At 26.3% G+C, this 18,694-nt stretch carries 19 protein-coding genes and 1 tRNA gene; 7 read left to right on the top strand and 13 right to left on the bottom strand.

The genetic code is table 11. The annotated features are described in order from the left end of the window. Positions 1–51 precede the first annotated feature (51 nt). The 6 genes from mutY to MADAR_RS01340 are packed head-to-tail and all read left to right on the top strand — an operon-like array spanning position 52 to position 6,043. Positions 52–1,098 (top strand): A/G-specific adenine glycosylase, encoded by a 1,047-nt coding sequence (gene mutY, locus MADAR_RS01315; RefSeq protein WP_238523424.1) that lies wholly within the window; start codon positions 52–54, stop codon positions 1,096–1,098. 54 nt (positions 1,099–1,152) lie between these two features. After that, entirely contained in the window at positions 1,153–2,463 is a 1,311-nt protein-coding gene (gene gldE, locus MADAR_RS01320; protein ID WP_014158738.1) for a gliding motility-associated protein GldE, read from the top strand. A 26-nt stretch (positions 2,464–2,489) separates the two neighbouring features. Then, positions 2,490–3,122 carry a tol-pal system YbgF family protein gene (locus MADAR_RS01325; RefSeq protein ID WP_238523429.1) on the top strand — a complete coding sequence of 211 codons (633 nt, stop codon included), beginning with the start codon at positions 2,490–2,492 and terminating at the stop codon, positions 3,120–3,122. Between the two features lie 12 nt (positions 3,123–3,134). Then, a complete protein-coding gene (gene ribH, locus MADAR_RS01330; protein WP_014158740.1) occupies positions 3,135–3,593 on the top strand; it encodes a 6,7-dimethyl-8-ribityllumazine synthase in 459 nt (152 codons plus the stop codon). Between the two features lie 11 nt (positions 3,594–3,604). Further along, on the top strand, positions 3,605–5,344 hold the full coding sequence (gene mutL / locus MADAR_RS01335) for a DNA mismatch repair endonuclease MutL (protein WP_014158741.1): 1,740 nt from the start codon (positions 3,605–3,607) through the stop codon (positions 5,342–5,344). Then, positions 5,345–6,043, top strand: a complete 699-nt coding sequence (locus tag MADAR_RS01340; RefSeq protein ID WP_014158742.1) for a rhomboid family intramembrane serine protease — start codon at positions 5,345–5,347, stop codon at positions 6,041–6,043. Here the strand turns inward: MADAR_RS01340 and lepB are convergent. After that, positions 6,040–7,533 (bottom strand): signal peptidase I, encoded by a 1,494-nt coding sequence (lepB, locus tag MADAR_RS01345; protein ID WP_014158743.1) that lies wholly within the window; start codon positions 7,531–7,533, stop codon positions 6,040–6,042. The genes MADAR_RS01340 and lepB overlap by 4 nt on opposite strands. 1 nt (position 7,534) lies before the next feature. Next, positions 7,535–8,239 (bottom strand): 4-hydroxy-tetrahydrodipicolinate reductase, encoded by a 705-nt coding sequence (dapB, locus tag MADAR_RS01350; RefSeq protein WP_014158744.1) that lies wholly within the window; start codon positions 8,237–8,239, stop codon positions 7,535–7,537. Positions 8,240–8,352: 113 nt separating this feature from the next. Here dapB and MADAR_RS01355 point away from each other — a divergent pair. Next, positions 8,353–8,438, top strand: a tRNA-Leu gene (locus tag MADAR_RS01355). A gap of 12 nt (positions 8,439–8,450) precedes the next feature. Here MADAR_RS01355 and mnmA read toward each other — a convergent pair. The 11 genes from mnmA to cysS all read right to left on the bottom strand — a co-directional run bounded on the left by mnmA (position 8,451) and on the right by cysS (position 18,689). Next, positions 8,451–9,635, bottom strand: a complete 1,185-nt coding sequence (gene mnmA, locus MADAR_RS01360; protein WP_014158745.1) for a tRNA 2-thiouridine(34) synthase MnmA — start codon at positions 9,633–9,635, stop codon at positions 8,451–8,453. Between the two features lie 14 nt (positions 9,636–9,649). Next, complete coding sequence (gene dnaJ, locus MADAR_RS01365; protein WP_014158746.1) at positions 9,650–10,771, bottom strand: molecular chaperone DnaJ; 1,122 nt, start codon at positions 10,769–10,771, stop codon at positions 9,650–9,652. 11 nt (positions 10,772–10,782) lie between these two features. Beyond that, positions 10,783–11,325, bottom strand: a complete 543-nt coding sequence (locus MADAR_RS01370; protein ID WP_014158747.1) for a nucleotide exchange factor GrpE — start codon at positions 11,323–11,325, stop codon at positions 10,783–10,785. 78 nt (positions 11,326–11,403) lie between these two features. Continuing rightward, entirely contained in the window at positions 11,404–12,390 is a 987-nt protein-coding gene (trpS, locus tag MADAR_RS01375) for a tryptophan--tRNA ligase (protein WP_014158748.1), read from the bottom strand. A gap of 6 nt (positions 12,391–12,396) precedes the next feature. Then, a complete protein-coding gene (gene atpG, locus MADAR_RS01380) occupies positions 12,397–13,254 on the bottom strand; it encodes an ATP synthase F1 subunit gamma (protein ID WP_014158749.1) in 858 nt (285 codons plus the stop codon). Between the two features lie 8 nt (positions 13,255–13,262). Then, a complete protein-coding gene (atpA, locus tag MADAR_RS01385) occupies positions 13,263–14,849 on the bottom strand; it encodes a F0F1 ATP synthase subunit alpha (RefSeq protein ID WP_014158750.1) in 1,587 nt (528 codons plus the stop codon). Between the two features lie 8 nt (positions 14,850–14,857). Further along, positions 14,858–15,397, bottom strand: coding sequence for an ATP synthase F1 subunit delta (atpH, locus tag MADAR_RS01390; protein WP_014158751.1), 540 nt, complete (start codon positions 15,395–15,397; stop codon positions 14,858–14,860). After that, entirely contained in the window at positions 15,397–15,897 is a 501-nt protein-coding gene (gene atpF / locus MADAR_RS01395) for a F0F1 ATP synthase subunit B (protein ID WP_014158752.1), read from the bottom strand. The genes atpH and atpF overlap by 1 nt, the downstream gene beginning before the upstream one ends. An 8-nt stretch (positions 15,898–15,905) precedes the next feature. Then, positions 15,906–16,133 carry an ATP synthase F0 subunit C gene (gene atpE / locus MADAR_RS01400; protein ID WP_014158753.1) on the bottom strand — a complete coding sequence of 76 codons (228 nt, stop codon included), beginning with the start codon at positions 16,131–16,133 and terminating at the stop codon, positions 15,906–15,908. A 19-nt stretch (positions 16,134–16,152) separates the two neighbouring features. Continuing rightward, the gene (gene atpB, locus MADAR_RS01405) at positions 16,153–17,175 is read right to left on the bottom strand and encodes a F0F1 ATP synthase subunit A (protein ID WP_014158754.1); all 1,023 of its coding nucleotides are present in this window, start codon (positions 17,173–17,175) and stop codon (positions 16,153–16,155) included. A gap of 56 nt (positions 17,176–17,231) precedes the next feature. Beyond that, the gene (gene cysS, locus MADAR_RS01410) at positions 17,232–18,689 is read right to left on the bottom strand and encodes a cysteine--tRNA ligase (protein ID WP_014158755.1); all 1,458 of its coding nucleotides are present in this window, start codon (positions 18,687–18,689) and stop codon (positions 17,232–17,234) included. Positions 18,690–18,694 lie beyond the last annotated feature (5 nt).

Consider the following 18,694-nt stretch of genomic DNA (forward strand, 5'->3'; position numbering starts at 1 on the left):
AATTTTGTTTCTTAAATATACCAATTTTTTATAAAATTGTTCTAAAATTAAATGAAAATGAATTTTTCTAAAAATATAACAATTTGGTATAAAAATAATTATAGAAAATTTCCTTGGAGAAAAACTAAGAATCCATATTATGTATTGGTTTCAGAATTTATGTTGCAACAAACCAAAGCTTCACAAGTTGTAAAATATTATTTAAATTTTATACAAGAATTTCCTAATTTAGAAAAACTTGCTGAAGCTGAAGAAAAAGAGGTATTGAAGAAATGGGAAGGTTTAGGTTATTACACCAGAGCTAGAAATTTACATTTATTTGCCAAAAGATTAAAAAAAAACCAAGGGTTCTTTTTTCCAAGTAAATACAAAGACTTGATTAAGTATAAGGGAATAGGCCCATACACTGGTGCTGCTGTAGCCTCTATATGTTTCGATGAAGTTGTTCCAGCCATGGATGGAAATGCTTATAGGGTATTCGCTAGATATCTAGGAATTTATAAGGACATCACATCGATGGTTACAAAAAATATATTCAGTATTTTAATTTTAAAAATGATGGATAAAAAAAATCCAGGTGTTTTCAATCAATCCATCATGGATTTAGGTTCTACTTTATGTACTCCAAAAAGAGCAAAGTGTTTATTATGTCCCGTAAAAAATTCTTGTTTTTCATTTAAAAATGGAACAGTATATGAATTACCTGTAAAGAATATAAAAAAAAAATCAATAAAAAATAGATTTTTTTATTATATCTTTCTATGTGATAGCAACAAAAACTTTGGGATCCATAAACGATCGGATCAAGATATATGGAAAGGACTTTACGATTTTCCTTTAATAGTATCAGAAAAAAGTCTCACTATTCTCGAAATAAGAGATAAAATTTGGAAAAAATTTAAAGTATATTCGGAAAAAATCATTTATCAAGTCAACCATAGAATTACTAATCAGACTTTATTTATTCATTTTTTAAATGGGAAAATTATCAGTAAAAGATATTTGGATAAATTATTTTTTATTCCAAATGAAAAAATTTGTGATTATCCTTTTCCTCGTCCTATCACCTTATTTTTGAAAAATGAAAAAATGATTTAGTTTTTTTTAACTTTAGATTTTGGATTAAATATCCAATTATAAAAATTAAATCTATTGGAAATAGGATCTTCGACGAATATTTTTTTAGAAAGTACTCTATATATAGTTATTTATTTTTTGTTAATAATCCTCTTACTATTATTTTCTGCACTTATATCTGGATCTGAAACTGCTTTTTTTTGTCTGGAAAAAAAAACCATTGAGAAAGAAAGAAAAAAAAATCCCTCTAGAGGAAATAGAGTATTAAATATTCTTAAGAATAGAAAAATACTTCTTGCTACTATACTAATATCCAACAATTTATCAAATATTGGAATAGTTATATTAAGTTCATATTTAATAACAGAATATTTACAAGATAGTTTTATTTATAATATTCCTATTAACTTTCTTTTAGAAGTAGTGCTTTTGACTTTTGTTATACTTTTATTTGGAGAAATAATTCCAAAAATATATGCTAAAAGAAATAATTTTCGTTTTGCCATTTTGATGTCAAAAACATTGATTTTTCTTATTAAAATATTGTATCCTATTAGTAAAGTTATGATTTTAATTTCTAGAATGATAGAAAAAGTTATGATAAAAAAAAATAATAGGATATCTGTGGATCAGCTTTCAAAAGCTTTAAAAATAGCGTCTTCAAATAAAAATAACCTCAAAGAAGGTCAATTTTTGCAAAGAATTGTTGATTTTGGAAATACGGAAACACATCAAATTATGACTCCAAGAATAGATATGTTTGCTTTGAACAAGAATACTTTATTTTATAACGTTTTAGAATTAATTCGTTATCATGGATATTCTAGAATTCCTATTTACAAAGATAGTATAGACGATATAGAAGGAATACTCTTTTCTAAAGATATTCTTCCATTTATTCATGAGAAACAATTTGAATGGATCAAACTAATTCATTCTCCTTTTTTTGTTCCAGGAAATAAAAAGATAGATGATCTTTTGAGTGATTTTAAAAAAAGAAAAATACATCTAGCAATTGTAGTAGATGAATATGGAGGAACTTGTGGCTTAGTAACTCTTGAAGATGTTATTGAAGAAATAGTGGGAGATATTGTTGATGAATTTGATGAAGAAGAAATTTCTTATTCCAAATTGAATGAAAATAACTATTTATTTGATGGAAAAACTTCTCTGATTAATTTCTACCGTATAATGGAAATAGAAGAAGAAGTTTTTTTTGAAAAAAAAAAAGGAGATGCAGATACTTTAGGTGGTTTTATTATGGAAATAAATAAAAAATTTCCAAATGTAAAACAAAAAATTAATTTCTTAAATTATTCCTTTATTATAAGGAGCATAGATAATAAAAGAATAAAGAGTATAGAGGTAATAAGAAAAAAAAATTAAATTAACGATTTAGTATCATGAATTGTATGAAGAAAATCTTTTTAAAAAAGAAAAAAATTATAGTTCTTTTTTTTAGTATAATTTTTATTGTAACAGCAGTAATCTTTTTTTTATACAAAAAATTTATTTTATATCCATCAGAAGAAAAAGCTTTGAAAGAATTAACTTTTGCTCAACAATATCTTTCACAGGGAGAAATAGAGAAAGCTTTAAACAAAAATAAGCTTAAAAATCCTTATCTAGGTTTTTATGGAATTGTAGATAAGTATCCTTTTACTAAAGCAGGAAATATATCCAAATTTTATGCCGGTATTTGTTATTATCAATTAGGGAACTACAAGGAATCTATAAAAATGATGAATAACTTTTCTGCAAAAGATGAAATTTTATCCTCTATAAAATATGGAATAATAGGAGATGCTTTTACACATATTAAAAACAAAAATGAGGCTTTAAAAAATTACATAAAGGCAGCTAATATAAGAGATAATGAAATAACTACACCCCTTTATTATTACAAAGCAGCATTGCTAACTTTTTCTATGAAAAAATACAAAGATTCTAAATTTTTTTTTAAAATAATAGAAAAAAAATATCCTTTTTTTTTGCATAAAGACAATGTAGATAAATATCTCATGTTTATTGAAAATAAATTATAAAAATTCTTGATCATGAAGATCAATAAAAAAATAAGTGAAGATTTAAAATTTGCCATTATTGTTGCACAATGGAATAGTGATGTTACTCATAAATTGTATAAAGGAGCTTATGACACTTTAATTCAGTCAGGAATTTTAGAAGAAAAAATAAAAAAATGGGAAGTTCCTGGAAGTTATGAGCTAATTTATTCTGCTAAAAAAATAGCTCTTTGTTATAATTTCGACTCAATTATTGTTATAGGATCTATTATAAAAGGAAAAACTCCTCATTTTGAGTATCTTTGTCAAGCAGTTTCACAAGGTATTAAAGATATAAATATTAAATATGATGTTCCGGTTATATTTTGTGTTCTTACCGATAAAAATAAAAAACAATCTTTTGATCGATCAGGTGGAAAAAATGGAAACAAAGGAATAGAATGTGCTAAAACAGCTTTAAATATGGCTTTATTTAAAAAATCCATGGAATAAAAATATTTTTTATGAAGGATATTATTCAATTTTTACCTAAAAAAGTTATCAATCAAATTGCGGCTGGTGAAGTAATACAACGTCCTTCTTCTGTATTAAAGGAACTTTTAGAAAATTCAATAGATGCAAAATCTAAAAAAATTGATATTTTTATAAGAGATTCAGGAAAAACATTGATTCAAATAATGGATAATGGAGATGGAATGAGTTATAATGATGCTAGGAAAAGTTTTCAAAGATACGCTACTTCTAAAATAAAAAAAAATGAAGATATTTTTAGAATTCATACAAAAGGGTTTCGGGGAGAAGCTTTAGCTGCAATAGCATTCATTTCTCAGTTAGAAATACAAACTAAAAATAAAGAAAATACAGTGGGGGTGCACCTTTTTGTAGAAGAAGGAAAAATAAACAAACAGAAACCCATTGATATGCTTAAAGGAACAAGAGTTTCAGTAAAAAACATTTTCTATAAATTTCCTGCAAGAAGACGATTTTTAAAATCTTCTAGAACAGAATTTCAACATATTATTCATGAATTTTATAAAATTATTTTAGCACATAGAGATATAGTTTATCGTTTTTATCATAACGATAAAATTGTTTTTTCTTTTAAAAAGGCTTCTTTAAAAGAAAGAATAAAAGAAATTTTTATAAAAAATAATAAAAAAATATTAATTCCTATTTCAATAAAAAAAAATAGAATTCTTATAGAAGGATTTGTTAGTAAACCAGATCATTCTGTAAAAAAAGGAGATCAATTTTTATTTGTGAATCAACGTTGTATAACAAATACACTTTTACATAGAAAAATTATTCATGCTTATAAAGGTCTTTTAAACGATTTAAAAACTATTTCTTATTTTATTTTTATTTATATAGATCCAATTTTAGTAAACTGTAATATTCATCCTACAAAAAAAGAAGTACAATTGGAAGAAGAAGATCCTATTTCCAATATGATTCAACAAGAAATAAAAAATATTTTATGTTTTCAATACAAAGTGAACAAAGAAGATTTAGATAAATTTTATTCTTTTAAAAAAGAATCATTTCTATTTATGAATCCTTACGATTCTTTTTTTGAGGAACTTTCTTATAAAGAAAAAGTTGCTCAATTGGAAAATTTTTTTCCTAAAATGAAAAAATATAATTTTATTCCTGATGTACACTTTACGAAAAAAGTATCTAATTATGTATGTCATGAAAAGAATATAAAAACTTTTCAAATAAATGGGAAATATATAATTTTTTCATGGAATAATGAAGATATAATATTAGTAGATCAACATAGAGCACATCAAAACATATTATTTGAATTTTTTTTTAAAGCAAGAAAAAAAATAAGTCAACAGTTCCTTTTTCCAATTAAAATGAGACTTTTAAAGAATGAATTTATTTCATTAAAAAATATTCAACATGAATTGATTGAAATAGGGTTTCATTTATACTTTTTGAATCAATCCGCATATTTATATTCTATCCCTGAGAATATCCATCAAAATATACTGATTGAAGTTTTTAAGAATATTCTAACATATAATTTTATTAAAGGAGAAAAAATAAATAAAAAAATATTGATTAAATCTATATCTCAATCTGCAGCTGTAAAATACGGAACAAAATTACATTCAGAGAAAATGGAATGTTTAATTAGAGATTTTTTTTCCTGTAAAAATATCAACTATACATATTCAGGAGATCCTATATTTTTTATTTTGAATAAAAATTTTATAAAAAAAACAATTTTGTAAGTGAATATCTCAAATTTTAATGCAGATGCTGTAAAGCACTTAATTAGTATTAATATACTTGTATATACAGCTACCTTTGTTTTTTCACAATACAAAATAGAAAGTGTTTTATCTTTATATCATCCTTTGGATGATAGGTTTGAATTGTATCAGATTTTTACTCATATGTTTGTCCATTCCAAACGGATTTTTTTGCACATAATTTTCAATATGTTAGCCTTATTCATGTTTGGATGGAAGATAGAAACTTTATTAGGGATAAAAAAATTTATGATAATATATTTTTTATCAGGAATATTAGCAGCTTTATTACAAATAGTATTCAATACTGGTATTCTGTATTATTTTGTTCATACATTAGACTTTTCCAAAGCGAAAAAAATATTTGATTATTTGAATCAGGAACAACGTATCAATCTTTATAGTTCTATGTATTCTCCTATGATGGGATCATCTGGAGCCGTAAGTGGAATAGTAGGGGCTTTCGCTAGATATTTTCCAGAACATAAAATATTTATTTTACCTTTTCCTTTTCCAATTGCCGTACGAAAAGCTATTTTTATTTTTATTTTTGGAAGTTTTCTTTCTGTAATTTTTAATTTATCGCCTGGAGTTGCACATTTTGCTCATATTGGAGGAATATTATCCGGTTATTTTATAGGAAACTTTTTTTTAAAAAAAGAAAAAAATATCTTTTAAGACGAATTTTTTATTGTCTTATAGAATAAAATATAAGAAAATAGAAATGCAAAAAAAAAGGACAAATAAGAATTTTTCCCATTTATAGTAGTCATCATACGATTCCAGCGAAATTTCCAATTAAAAAAATTTAAGGGATTTTCTCTATTCCAATCAATACTCATCCATATGAATATAGGTTTTCCTACTATATGATCTTCTGGAACAAAACCCCAATAACGAGAATCGTAAGAATTATCTCTGTTATCCCCCATCATGAAATAATAGTTTTTTTTTATTCTATAATAATTATTTCTTTTATGGTTTATGAAATATTTTTTTTCAATATTGTTTCCTTCATCTACAATAAGATCATAATAAATATTAATGTTTTTTGAATTCAATTTAATAAAATCTCCTTTTTTAGGAATCAATAACGGACCAAAAAAATCTCTATTCCAACCAAGATTGTTTGGAAATATAGATTCTTCTTTAAAATGAATTGGTAAAATATATTTTTTTATAAAAATTATATTATCAAATAAGTTTTTTATTTGTATTGCTTTTTTTTCTGTTAACATTATTTGATAAAGATATTCGTCATTGTTTTCTTCTATAAATTCTACATCTTCCACATCCAAGTGGTCTTTGATAAATTCTATATTTAATGGAATATTTTTTGTTTTAATCAAGTATCCATGTTGCTTTTCTTTTGATGATTTTTCTTTTTGATGATTGATAAATACAATTCCATTTTTTATGAAAATTGAATCACCTGGTAACCCTACACAACGTTTGATATAATTCTCTTTTCTATCTATCACTTTGTGTTTTACATCTTTAGGAAAATTGAAAACTACAATATCGTTTCTTCTTATGTTTTTTATAGGAGGAAGACGGAAATAAGGCCATTGAAAAGAAATGTAAGATTTCCATTTTCCAAGAATAGTGTTATGTGTAAATGGAATAGATAGAGGTGTAATAGGCATACGCAATCCATAATGGATTTTGCTTACTAATATAAAATCTCCTACCAGTAAAGTTCCTTCCATAGAAGAAGTAGGAATAGAAAAAGGTTGAACTATATAAGTATGTGTAAGGAAAGAAAGAATCATAGCCAATACAATACTAGATCCAGTATCTTCCTTAAATTTTTTAATTTTAGATGCAACAACAATATTTTTGGAGTAGGAGTAGTTTATATAAAATATATACCATCCAAAGGTAAATAAAAATAAAAAAATATCTCTTCTTCTATTTTTTCCAAACATTTTAAGTAAATTTATCCATAAAAATACAAGTAGAAAAATACTTGTTAATGGAAAAAACAAAAGAAACAAAAACCAGACAGGTATACGATTAATTTTAAAGAGGAGAATAATATTGTATATGGGAATAATTACCTTATGATAAGTTATTCCTAATTTCTTATAAAGCCTCCATGTACCTAGAACATGAATAAAATGTTCAAATAATAAAAAAATACCACTAAATAAAATATATTGAAACATATTATATCCCTAATACTTCTTTCATAGAAAAAATCCCTTTTTTATCTTTGATCCATTCTGCAGCAATAATAGCTCCAATTGCAAATACGTCTCTATTATGAGCTTTGTGTTGCATTTCAATACTTTCCATTTTAGATTGATATGTAACTATATGTATTCCTGGGATATTTTCAATTCGTTTTGAAACGATTAATATTTTATCTTTTTTTTTATTGGGATCTAAAGTCCATGTTTTTTTCATTTGATTATTGAGAACACTTTTTGCTAAAACCAAAGCAGTTCCACTAGGTTTATCTAATTTTTCTTTATGATGAATTTCTTCAATTTTTACTTCGTAATTTATAGAATATGGGGATAGCAATTTTGACAATTTATGATTAATTTCATGAAATATATTCATTCCTATACTAAAATTCGAAGAGTATAGAAAAGTTCCATTATTTTTTTCACATAAATCTTTAACAAGATGAAGTTTTTCTATCCATCCTGTAGTTCCACATACTATAGGAATATGATTTTCTATGCAAATCTTTATATTCTTAAAGGCAGAATCAGGTCGGCTAAATTCTATTGCTACATCTGACTTTTTCAGTAAAATGGGACAAGGACTTTTGTTAGAAAAAAAGGAAATTTTATGATTTCTAACTTTTGCTATTTTTTCTATAGATTTTCCCATTTTTCCATATCCTATTATAGCTATATTCATATTTATTATTGAAATTTTATTATAAAATAAATTATATTTATAATAAATGAAAAAAAAAGTAATAGTTTTCTGTGGATTTAACGGAACAATATCTCCAAAGCTAAGCATAACCTACCCACGTGGTGAAATAGGTAGACACGCCACCTTGAGGGGGTGGTATCCAATTCAGGATATGCTGGTTCGAATCCAGTCGTGGGTACAATTATTTATTTTATGAAATAACTCCGGATCCTATTAATTCTTTTTCAAGATACCAAACGGCAAATTGTCCTTCAGTGATTGCACATTGCATTGTTTCAAATTCTATAAACATTCCATTTTTCATCTTATATAACAAGGATTTTTGCAATGGTTGTCTGTAACGAATTCTACAAAAAACCTCCATTTTTTCTCCATTAAGAAGAGAAAGATCTTCTCGTATCCAATGAATATCTTTTTCCTTAATGAATAAGGATTTTTTATATAACCCAGGATGAGTTTTCCCCATTCCTGTATAAACAATATTTTCTTGAATATCTGTCTCTAGAACAAAAAGAGCTTTCTTATATCCTCCTACAGAAATTCCTTTACGTTGTCCCTTTGTAAAAAATTGAGCTCCTTTATGATATCCAATTAATTTTCCATCTGACTTTTTATATTTTTTATTCTTAGATAGAAAGAATAATTCTTCCTCTTTGGATAAAAAGGATCTCTTTTTTTTTTTATATATTGATGCATTTGAATCTATATTAATGATCTCTCCTTTTTTCGGAATAATTTCTTGTTGAAGAAATTTGGATAATTTAATTTTTCCAACAAAACATAATCCTTGAGAATCTTTCTTCTTGGCGTTACATAATCCATTTATTTCTGCTATTTTTCGTACTTGATTTTTGGTCAACATTCCTAATGGAAATATAGATTTTTCTAATTGATATTGTGTTAATTGACATAAAAAATACGATTGATCTTTATTGGAATCCTTTCCAATCAAAAGACGATAAATAATTTTATTATTTTTTATAATTATTTTTTTATTAACATAATGACCTGTAGCAATAAAATCAGCTCCTAAATCCATAGCTATTTTCAAAAAAACATTGAATTTTATCTCTCTGTTACACAATATATCTGGATTAGGAGTCCTCCCAGATCTATATTCATCAAACATATAATTGAGAATAGAATTCTTGTATTCTTTTTTCATTTCTATTACTTGAAAAGGAATATTCAATTCTTTAGATACCAACATAGCATCAATACTATCTTCTAACCAAGTACACTGATTATTACTGGAACTATAATTATCCCAATTATGCATAAATAAACCAATAACTTCATAACCTTTTTTTTTAAGAAGTAAAGCAGCAACACTGGAATCAACCCCTCCTGAAAGTCCTACCACTACTCTTTTCATATTTATGTCTTATGTTATGAAAACATTTCTCTAACACGATCAAAAAAAGATTTTTCCTCATTTCCAGGATGAGGAAGAAAATTTTCATTTTTCCTCATTTTTTCAAAAAATTTTCTCTGTTCTTCATTAATTCTTCGTGGAGTCCAAACATTAACATGAATTAAAAGACTTCCAAATCCGTATCCTTCAATATTAGGTAATCCCTTGTTTTTTAATCGAAGAGTTTTTCCTGATTGTGTTCCTGGATCTATTTTAATACGAGCTTTTCCACTAATGGTAGGAACTTCTTTTGAAGCTCCTAATACAGCATCTGGAAATGATATGTATAAATCATAATGAAGATGACATCCTTCTCTTTTTAATTTAGGATGAGGAATTTCTTCAATCCATACAATCAAATCTCCAGAAATTCCATCAAATGGAGCCTCATTCCCCTTTTCAGAAACTTTTAATTGAAGTCCTTCTGTAAGTCCAGCAGGTATTTGTATATTAACTAATTCTTCTTCTTTAATTAAACCATGTTTATTAGCTCCATATGGAATATTTTCAATTTTTTTTCCAGTTCCAGAACATAGGTTACATTGAGAAGTGGTTTGCATTCTTCCTAAAATAGTATTGGTTATACGTGTTATTTGACCAGTCCCATTGCAAGAATTACAAGTTCTAAATTTTACCCCAGGAGCTACTTTTAGTCTTTTGACCTTCACTTTTTTTTCTATTCCATTAGCTATTTCTTCTAGGGTTAACTTTACTCTAATTCTAAGATCACTACCCTTAATAGTTCTTCTATGTCTGGTAGATTTTCCAAATCCAAAACTAGAAAATCCTTCCCCAAATGCATCTGCAAAAATATCTCCAAAATTGGCAAAAATATCTTCCATATTCATTCCTGACCCAGATCCACTTCCTTTAACACCAGAATGTCCAAACTTGTCATAACGTTGTCTTTTTTCTGGATTGCTTAATATTTCATAAGCTTCAGCCGCTTCTTTAAATTTTTCTTCTGCTCTCTTTTTATTATCCGGATTTTTATCCGGATGATATTTAATAGCTAATTTTCTATAAGCTTTTTTTATTTCTTCTGAAGTGGCATTTCTAGAAACACCTAATACTTCGTAATAATCTTTTTTCCCCATGTAAAAGTTAATTATTTTCCAGTAATGACTTTAGCATGTCGTATAACTTTTTCCTTAAGGATATATCCAGCTTCTACAATTTCTATTACTTTCCCTTTTAAATCTTCTGTAATAGCTGGTATTTGTGTAATTGCCTCATGGAAATCTGTATTAAAATCATCTCCTTTTTTTATTTGAATTTTATTCAACCCTTTTTCTTTTAAAATTTTGATAAGTTTTTCCTGTATGAGGGATACTCCTTGAATGAGAATTTCATCTTTGGATTTTTTCAATTCTTTAAGTCCTCTCTCGAAATCATCTAAAATCGGAATTAAATCTATGATAATTTGTTGATGAATAATTCTAAAGAAATCCAATCTTTCTTTTTGAATACGTTTTTTATAGTTTTCAAATTCTGCAAAAACACGCAAGAATTTATCTTTTTCTTTTTCTAATTTTTCTTTAAGAATTTCTACTTCTTTTTTTAATGGATCATCTTTTTTACAAGAGGTTTTATCCATATCCGATAGATCACTAATAGATGGACTTTCGTCCTTTTTTTCATTGGTATTCATAACATAAAAAATATTTGCAAATTTTATGCTCTAGAGCAAAATATTTGCCACATTTTATAATTGTGTCATTATGACACGTTAGGATGAAGGATTCAACTTCAAATTTTTTCTAATTTTATTTAATCTATCCTTGGCAATATATTTTGCTTTTTGAGCACCTGAAGAAAGAATACGATCTAATAAAGACTTCTTCTTTATCAAAGAAAAAAAATTTTTTCTTTCCACTGAAAATTTTTTAATAATACACTCATATAACGCTATTTTAGCATCTAAATATCCATATCCCCCCTCTATATATTTTTTTCTCATTTCTTCTACTCTATCTATGGGAGCTAGCAATTTATATAAGGACATTATAGAATCTTTATCCGGATTCTTTTTTTCTTTTAAAGATTTATTATCTGTATGAATATTCATAATTTGTTTTCTTAGTATTTCGTCTGAAGAAAATATATCGATACAATTCTTTTTGGATTTACTCATTTTTTCTCCATCTGTACCTATAATGGACATAGCCTCTTGTTGTATGAAAGACTCAGGTGATACGAATATTTTTTTCCCTATTCTTTGATTAAAACGATTGGCTATATATCGTGCTATTTCTACATGTTGTAACTGATCTTTTCCTACTGGAATTATTTCTGCATTATAAAGTAAGATATCAGCTGCCATTAGAATAGGATAAGTAAATAATCCTACATTAATCTTCTCATGATTCTCCCTTTTTTTTTTAAAAGAATGAGCTAATGTTAATCTTTGAAATGGAAAAAAACAATTAAGATACCAAGCTAATTCAGTAACTTCCGAAACATCCGATTGTCTATAAAATATGCTTTTTTCTGTATTCAAACCAAAAGCTAACCATGCCGCCGCAATTTGATAAGTATTATTACGTATAACATCAAAATCCTTTATCTTTGTTAGTGAATGTAAATCTGCTACAAATATAAATGAAGAAAATTTTGAATTTTGATTAGATAGATCTATAGATGGAATCATCACTCCTAAAATATTTCCTAAATGAGGAGTTCCTGTACTTTGAATTCCTGTTAAAATTCTTTTCATAAGTTATTATTTATTTAAAGCTTCCAATCCCCCAATGATTTCAAGTATTTCCTTAGTAATGGTGGTTTGTCTTTCCTTGTTATAATTCAACATAAGATTATGTTGAATGGCATAAGCATTTTCTGTAGATTTATGCATAGAAATCATACGTGCAGCATGTTCTGAAGTATGTGATTCCAGTAAACTTTTGAATAGTTTAACACTCATAAGTTTTGGAATAAGATGATCTAAAATTTCTTTTTTGGATGTTTCTAAAATGAAATAGTTATATTTGGATGTTTTTTCTTTAATTTGAATATCAATTGGAAGAATTTTTTCTACAATTATTTCTTGAAATAAAGATCTTTTTATACGATTATATATCAAATATATAGAAGAAATCTTCTGGGATAAAAAATCTTCAATTAATTTTTTTACAAAAATAGATATTCCCTTATAGTCGAAACTTTTATTCTTATTATACTCATACATAGCAGCATATCTTCTGGATAAAAAATCCAAACCTTTTTTTCCAATAGAAAAAAAAAGACATGTTTCCTCTTTTTGAATTATTTTACAAATTTTATCAAAAATTAAGGAATTAAAAGATCCACATAATCCACGATCAGAAGTGATGACAATAAACAATTTATTCTTTTTGTTGTATTTGTATGAAAAGAAATATCTATTCTTGTTTAAATTTTCTTTATCTCCTATAATATGTTGGAACAATTGTTCTATAGAACTTGAATATTTATTTATATGAGAAAGTAATTTTTTTGATTTTCGTAATTTTATAAAAGAGATTGTTTTCATGGCTTCCGTAGTCTTTATCACGGAAGAAATGGATAAAATTTTTCTCTTTATTTCTTTAATATTGGACATAATTTAATTCAAGAGGAGGACAAATATTTTTGACTTAATTTCATGGCAACATTTTCTAATATTAAAGCTGATTTTTTATCTAAAATTCCATTTTTTAAAGAATTCAATAAACTTTTGTGTTTTTCATTTAAATAAAAAATGAACTCTTTTTCAAAAGAAGAAACATTTTCAATCGGTATATCTTTCAAAAGATTTTTAGTCCCAGCATAAATAATAGCGATTTGATCGTAAATATTGTATGGATTATGAGGTTTTTGTTTTAAAATCTCTATATTTCTTTTTCCTTTTTGTATAATTTTAATAGTTGTAGGATCTAATTCAGAACCAAATTTAGAAAAAGATTCCAATTCTCTGAATTGAGCTTGATCTATTTTTAGAGATCCAGATATTTTTCTCATAGATTCAATTTGAGCAGATCCTCCTACTCTGGAAACAGAAATACTTTCATTAATTGCCGGACGTATTCCAGAAAGAAATAGGTCTTTTTCTAAAAAAATCTGTCCATCTGTTATAGAAATAACATTGGTGGGAATATAAGCAGATACATCTCCAGATTGGGTTTCAATAATAGGAATAGCGGTTAGAGAACCTCCACCTTTTATATTATTTTTGATGGATTCTGGAATATCGTTCATTTTTTCAGCTATTTCTTGATCTCTGATTATTTTAGCTGAACGTTCCAACAAACGAGAATGTAAATAGAAAACATCTCCTGGATAGGCTTCTCTTCCAGGGGAACGTCGTAATAATAAGGATATTTCTCTATAGGATACAGCTTGCTTTGAAAGATCATCATAAACTACTAAAGAAGAACGACCCGTATCACGAAAATATTCTCCTATAGCGGTTCCAGAAAATGGAGAAAAAACCTGTATAGATGCAGGATCCGAAGAGCTAGAAGCTACTACAATAGTATAAGGAATTGCCCCATTTTCCTCTAGAATTTTCGTTATTCTAGCTATTGTAGATCCTTTTTGTCCTATAGCTACATAAATACAATAAACGGGATTATCCGTTTCAAAAAAATGTTTTTGATTAATAATGGTATCAATGGCTATGGTTGTTTTTCCAGTTTGTCTATCTCCAATAATCAGTTCTCTTTGTCCTCTTCCTATAGGGATCATAGAATCTATAAATTTTATACCTGTTTGAAGAGGTTCTTTTACAGGTTCTCTATAAATAACGCCTGGTGCTTTTCTTTCTAATGGCATTTCAAATAGTTTTCCTTCTATAGGTCCCTTTCCATCAATAGGAGTTCCTAAAGGATCTATTATACGTCCTAACATTCCTTCTCCAACTTTTATGGAAAAAATCTTTCCTGTGCGTGTTACTCTATCTCCTTCTTTTATATCTTTTGAGGAACTAAGTAATACAATACTCACATAATCTTCTTCCAGATTCAATACGATCCCTTTTTTTCCATTAGGAAATTCTACCATTTCTCCACAAAAAGCAGAATTAAGTCCAAAAGATTGAACTATCCCATCTCCTATTTGGACAATAATTCCGTATTCAGATAATTTGGATTCATATTTAAAATCAGACAATTGTTTTTTTAATATAGATGATATTTCAGAATATTTTAAATCGGACATGAAATGCTTTATATTGAATTTTTCAATTTTTTTTGAATATTAAATAATTGACCCTTGATACTTAAATCCCATTCTTTATATCCTGTCCTCAGCAAAAAACCTCCAATAATTGATTTATCGATTTTATTAAAAATTTTATACTTTTTTGATTTTGAAGAAATTATTTTTTGTACCACAATCTTTTGAAGATCTATACTTAAAGGATAAGCTGAAGTAAGAATGCATCTCAAAAAACTTTTTCTATTATATATTTCTTGATATTCTAAAAGAATTTTTCTTAGAAGAATTCCCCTCTTTTTGGTAATCAAAAGTTTGATAAAATGAAAAATAAAAATATCAAAAGAATAGAAAATTTTTTCTACAATTTGTATTTTATTTTCATCACTTAACAAACAGGTATCAAAAACTTTATTTAACTCTAAATTTTTAGACAACAACAAAGATATTCTTCTTATTTTTTGGGGAATAGAATCTCTATTATGGTTTTTCTCGGAAAACTCAAAAAGAACCATAGCATAATGTTGAATTACTCTTTTTTCCGAAAACATTAGTGAAACTTATTATTTAGTAATTCCTTTATGAATTTTTCTTGTTTATCCATTTTTGGATGTTTATCAAATTCTTTCATTAATATTTTTTCGGCAATTTTTATAGAAATATCTCCTATTTGATTCTTCAAATCTTGAATAGCTGTTTTTCTTTCTATTTGTATAATTTTTTTCGTTTCTTCTAAAATCTTCTTTTTTTCTAAAAAACCTTCTTCCATGGATTTATGTTTAATATTTTCTTTAATTTGAATAGCTTCTTTTAGAATCATATCTCTTTTTATACGAGCATCTTTCAAAATTTTATTTTTTTCATTCTCTACAGAATCTAATTTTCTTTGAACTTGATCTGCTTTTTCTATAGAAATACGAATTTTTTCTTCCCTTTTATCAATAAATTTTATTATTGGTTTCCAAGCATATTTTGTAAGAAAAAACATCAATATCAAAAATATTATGGTTTGCCAAACAATTAATCCAATAGAAGGAGTTACCAAATCCATTAATCACATTATTTAAAAACCGTTAATAAAGCAGTTACTATTCCAAAAAGAGCCGCTCCTTCAATAAGGGCTGCAGCAATAATCATGGAATTTTGTATTTTTCCTGAAGCTTCAGGTTGTCTAGCAATAGCTTCCATAGCTGAACTCCCAATCTTCCCAATTCCTAACCCTGCTCCTATTACTGCGAATCCAGCACCTAAAGCTGCTATTCCTGAATAAGTCAAATCTATATCCATAATATAATATTATTTTAATTCATTCATAATTTTCATAATTTTTTACGGAAATTCCTATAAGTAAAGAAGATAAAGTGGTAAAAATAAAGGATTGCAAAAAAGCTACCATAATTTCTAACAGATAAATAAAAAAACCGAATATAATAGAAAAACTAGCAATAAAAAAACTTTTAAAAATAAAAATAAGACAAATAAAACTTAAAATTACAATGTGACCAGAAGAAATATTAGCAAACAAACGAATACATAAAGTTAACGGACGAATTAAAATACTAACTAATTCTATTGGAGCTAGTAATAACTTTATACCTATAGGAACATTTGGCATCCAAAAAGTATGTTTCCAATAACTTTTATTAGCCTGAATCAGGGCTATTATAAAAGTAATGGCTGCTAAAACTAACGTAATACTTATATTTCCTGTAACATTTGGAAATCCTGGAATTATTCCTATCAAATTGTTAATTAATATGAAAAAAAATACAGTCAACAAAAAAGGAAAATAGATTTTATATTTTTTTTTCCCAATATTTGGAACAACAATTTCATTACGAATAAATAGAATTAAGAACTCTAAAAGAATTCCTAAATTCCATTTAATCTGATTATTTTCATATTTTTGTGCCATTTTACTGAAAATCAAACACAATAACAAAAAGGAGATCCAAAGAGATACTACATTTTTTGTAATAGAAAAATCCCAAGGTTTATCATTTTTTGGAATCCCTTTTGAATTCATATATAAATGACCGATAGAATCGGTTTGATATATTTTTTCTTGAAACATTTTATAATATCCATATTTTCCTCTTGCTACTTTTCCATAGTAAAATTGAGAAGAAAGAAAAACTTCCAATCCATCATTCCACAAGAATATAGGCAAAGATAATTTTATATTTCCAACTATATCCCAATCATGGGAATCGCTGACATGTTCAATAATGGTTTTAGCTACATCAATATTTTTCTTTTCTTTTGCGAAAAGATTCACATGAATAATGCTAAAAAATAAATAAAATATTACTAATTTATTTAAAGTCATTCAATAGACGAATAGGCAACAAATTTAGATTTTTTTCCATAAAAAAAGTAAATCTTTTATAAAATAATTTTTTCATCATGTAATGAAATTCCTATGTTCGATAATTCCTCTCTGATTTTATCCGAAAGAATCCAATTCTTTTTCTTTCTTTCTTCTGTACGAATTTTTATTAATCTTTCAATAAGAATTTTTAATTTTTTAGAATCATTTTCTAAAATATTTCTTTCAACTATTTGAAGACCAAGAATATCAAAAACAAAATAATTCATATATTTCTTCAATAAATTTATATCTTTCGTATCCATTTCATGGATGAAAGAAGAATTAAGAAGATGAGTTACTTTAAATAGATGAGAGATTAATAAAGGAGTATTGAAATCATCATTTATGGCTTTATAACAGTTTTTTATCCACTGAATAACATTCAATGAATTATTTTTTATAGTTTTCTTTTCAATAGAGAAATGATTTAATAGTTTCATTGCATTCATTAAACGATAGTATCCTTTTTCCGCATCCATAATTCCTTTATTGGAAAAATTTAAAATACTACGATAATGAGATTTTAGGATAAAAAATCGAATAATGGTTGGATGAAAAGTTTTTTTACAACCATATGGGGAAATTAAATCTTTTAACAAGAAGTAATTTCCTGTCGACTTACTCATTTTTTTTCCATTGAAAATGAGCATATTCGTATGCATCCAATAATGTGCAGGATTATTATTATAAGCGCCTATAGCTTGTGCTAATTCACATTCGTGATGGGGAAACTTTAAATCTAAACCTCCACCGTGAATATCAAAAATTTCTCCCAAATATTTTGTACTCATAGTAGTACATTCTATGTGCCAACCTGGAAATCCTTTTCCCCACGGAGAATTCCAATTCATTATATGATTTTTTTTTGCTTTTTTCCAAAGAGAAAAATCTTGGAAACTACGTTTATCCCCTAAAAAATTTTGTTTTTGGACCAACAGTTTATCTATTTTGTTTTGACTCATAATTCCATAGGAATGGTTCTTCCTATAATTTTTTATATCAAAATAAACAGAACCATTTTTTTCATAAGCAAGATCCTTTTTAATCAATTCTTGAATAATATCAATTTGGTCTATAATATGACCCGTAGCTGTAGGCTCAATGCTTGGAGGTATTGCATTGAAAATATTTAATAGATAATGGAAAGATATGGTATATTTTTGAACAATTTCCATAGGTTCAAGTCCTTCTATACGAGATTTATTTAAAATTTTATCTTCTCCATTATTTAAATGTCCTACATCCGTAATATTTCTTACATAACGTACTTTATACCCTAAGTGTTTGAAGTAACGAAAAACAAAATCAAATAAAATAAAAGTCCTACAGTTTCCCAAATGTAGATGATGATAAACTGTAGGACCACATACATAAATTCCTACATATCCCTTATGAATAGGTTGAAATAATTCTTTTCTTCCAGTCAAAGAATTGTATATTTGTATACTTTTTTTCTCTATCTCTATACTCATATCTT

Source organism: Blattabacterium sp. (Mastotermes darwiniensis) str. MADAR, from assembly GCF_000233435.1.
Classification (GTDB): domain Bacteria; phylum Bacteroidota; class Bacteroidia; order Flavobacteriales; family Blattabacteriaceae; genus Blattabacterium.